The organism is Paeniglutamicibacter sp. NPDC012692 (genome assembly GCF_042901625.1).
Taxonomy (GTDB): Bacteria; Actinomycetota; Actinomycetes; order Actinomycetales; family Micrococcaceae; genus Paeniglutamicibacter.
Genome location: NZ_JBIBDE010000018.1, coordinates 2,062 through 5,616, shown reverse-complemented (window position 1 = coordinate 5,616; position 3,555 = coordinate 2,062). Strand labels below are relative to the sequence as shown.

Here is a 3,555-nt window from a genome sequence, read left to right as displayed (position 1 = left end):
GTCCTACTCTCCCACACCCTCCCGAGTGCAGTACCATCGGCGCTGTGGGTCTTAGCTTCCGGGTTCGGTATGGGACCGGGCGTTTCCCCCACGCTGTGACCGCCGTAACTCTAGTACCGACACCCCCTCGGAAAAATCCGGGACGGGTGCGGTGAATCTATGGGTTACAGAAAATCTTATCTGTGGTGATGCAAGTGGTTCCGCGAAAACAAGGGTTGTTGTTTCGGGACCGTATAGTGGACGCAGCGTTTCTCGCCACGCATCAAGTGCGTGGTGTTTGTGGTTTAAGTTGTCGGCCTATTAGTACGGGTCAGCTTCACGAGTCTTTGGTCCTCGCTTCCACATCCCGCCTATCAACCCAGTGGTCTGCTGGGGGCCTCTCGCACGACAAGCGTGCATGGAAATCTCATCTTGAAGTGGGCTTCCCGCTTAGATGCTTTCAGCGGTTATCCCTTCCGAACGTAGCCAATCAGCGGTGCACTTGGCAGTACAACTGACACACCAGAGGTTCGTCCGTCCCGGTCCTCTCGTACTAAGGACAGCTCTTCTCAAATTTCCTGCGCGCGCAGCGGATAGGGACCGAACTGTCTCACGACGTTCTAAACCCAGCTCGCGTACCGCTTTAATGGGCGAACAGCCCAACCCTTGGGACCTACTCCAGCCCCAGGATGCGACGAGCCGACATCGAGGTGCCAAACCATGCCGTCGATATGGACTCTTGGGCAAGATCAGCCTGTTATCCCCGAGGTACCTTTTATCCGTTGAGCGACGGCCGTTCCACAACGTGCCGCCGGATCACTAGTCCCGACTTTCGTCCCTGCTCGAGCTGTCGCTCTCACAGTCAAGCTCCCTTGTGCACTTACACTCGACACCTGATTGCCAACCAGGCTGAGGGAACCTTTGGGCGCCTCCGTTACTTTTTAGGAGGCAACCGCCCCAGTTAAACTACCCATCAGGCACTGTCCCTGACCCAGATTATGGGCCGAAGTTAGGTGACCGGTACAGCCAGAGTGGTATTTCAACGATGACTCCACCCGAACTAGCGTCCGGGCTTCACAGTCTCCCACCTATCCTACACAAGCTGCACCGAACACCAATACCAAACTATAGTAAAGGTCTCGGGGTCTTTCCGTCCTGCTGCGCGTAACGAGCATCTTTACTCGTAGTGCAATTTCGCCGAGTTCATGGTTGAGACAGCGGGGAAGTCGTTACTCCATTCGTGCAGGTCGGAACTTACCCGACAAGGAATTTCGCTACCTTAGGATGGTTATAGTTACCACCGCCGTTTACTGGGGCTTAAATTCTCAGCTTCGCCCAAAAGGGCTAACCGGTCCTCTTAACCTTCCAGCACCGGGCAGGAGTCAGTCCGTATACATCGTCTTGCGACTTCGCACGGACCTGTGTTTTTAGTAAACAGTCGCTTCCCCCTGGTCTCTGCGGCCCACACCCGCTCACGCCAGCAAGTGGCGGTCACGGGGCAGGCCCCCCTTCTCCCGAAGTTACGGGGGCATTTTGCCGAGTTCCTTAACCATGATTCTCTCGATCGCCTTAGTATTCTCTACCTGATCACCTGTGTCGGTTTGGGGTACGGGCGGCTAAAACCTCGCGTCGATGCTTTTCTTGGCAGCATAGGATCACCGAATCACCCCCCGAGGGGGGCGCCTATCGGATCTCAGGCTTATGTGAGTCGCGGATTTGCCTACGACTCGCCCTACATCCTTGGACCAGGTCAATTCCATTGCCTGGCTCGGCTACCTTCCTGCGTCACACCTGTTAATACGCTTAACTCCCCGGTTCGGGTCCCACGCCGCACACCCGGTGCAAAGCCCGAAGGCCCCGCGGTGGGTGGTTGGGGTGGTTAGCATCACCGGTTCGCTATGGGCGGTTTTTTGCCGGTACGGGAATATCAACCCGTTGTCCATCGACTACGCCTGTCGGCCTCGCCTTAGGTCCCGACTTACCCAGGGCAGATTAGCTTGACCCTGGAACCCTTGATCATTCGGCGGACGGGTTTCTCACCCGTCATTCGCTACTCATGCCTGCATTCTCACTCGTGTGGGCTCCACCGCTGGTTTACACCGCGACTTCACTGCCCACACGACGCTCCCCTACCCATCCAAACGGCTGGACCACGAAGGCCTACCAATATTTGAATGACGCAACTTCGGCGGTGTGCTTGAGCCCCGCTACATTGTCGGCGCGGAATCACTTGACCAGTGAGCTATTACGCACTCTTTCAAGGATGGCTGCTTCTAAGCCAACCTCCTGGTTGTCTTCGCAACTCCACATCCTTTTCCACTTAGCACACGCTTAGGGGCCTTAGTTGGCGTTCTGGGCTGTTTCCCTCTCGACTATGAAGCTTATCCCCCACAGTCTCACTGCTGCGCTCTCACTTACCGGCATTCGGAGTTTGGCTGACGTCAGTAACCTTGTAGGGCCCATTAGCCATCCAGTAGCTCTACCTCCGGTAAGAAACACGCAACGCTGCACCTAAATGCATTTCGGGGAGAACCAGCTATCACGAAGTTTGATTGGCCTTTCACCCCTACCCACAGCTCATCCCCTCCATTTTCAACTGAAGTGGGTTCGGTCCTCCACGCGCTCTTACACGCGCTTCAACCTGGCCATGGGTAGATCACTTCGCTTCGGGTCTAGATCACGCCACTAACTCGCCCTATTCAGACTCGCTTTCGCTACGGCTTCCCCACACGGGTTAACCTCGCGACGTAACACTAACTCGCAGGCTCATTCTTCAAAAGGCACGCTGTCACCCCAACAAGGAGGCTCCAACGGATTGTAAGCGCACGGTTTCAGGTACTATTTCACTCCCCTCCCGGGGTACTTTTCACCATTCCCTCACGGTACTTATCCGCTATCGGTCATTGGGTAGTATTTAGGCTTACCAGGTGGTCCTGGCGGATTCAAACGGGATTTCTCGGGCCCCGTCCTACTTGGGATACTCTCACAAAGCGGCAGACACGCATTAGCACTACGGGACTCTCACCCTCTATGGTCCGGCATTCAAACCGGTTCGCCTATACGCCTGCACCTCACTTCACTGGTCCGGCAGAACCAGAACGGAAAGTCCCACAACCCCGACCATGCAACGCCCGCCGGCTATCACACATGGACCGGTTTAGCCCCTTCCGCGTTCGCTCGCCACTACTAACGGAATCACTTTTGTTTTCTCTTCCTGCGGGTACTGAGATGTTTCACTTCCCCGCGTTCCCTCCACGCAGCCTATGTGTTCAGCTGCGGGTCACACCACATGACATGGTGCGGGGTTTCCCCATTCGGAAATCCTGGTATCAACGTCCGGTTATCGACTCCTCCAGGCTTATCGCAGATTCCCACGTCCTTCTTCGGCTCCCAATGCCAAGGCATCCACCGTGCGCTCTTAAAAACTTGACCACAAACATGATCAAAAATTTACATGAGCTTAATTAATTACAATCGAAAGAACCAAGAAAGACACGCACAAGGCGTGCCCACCAGGTTCAATAATTCTTAAGAAATTGCTTATGCAAAACAAGACAAAAACACCAACGACCCAAG

At 55.0% G+C, this 3,555-nt stretch carries 2 rRNA genes; both read right to left on the bottom strand.

Annotated features, from left to right (window positions below):
• A 5S ribosomal RNA gene (gene rrf, locus ACFY5D_RS22085) occupies positions 1–107 on the bottom strand; the annotation flags it as partial.
• 173 nt (positions 108–280) lie between these two features.
• Positions 281–3,411, bottom strand: a 23S ribosomal RNA gene (locus tag ACFY5D_RS22080).
• Positions 3,412–3,555 lie beyond the last annotated feature (144 nt).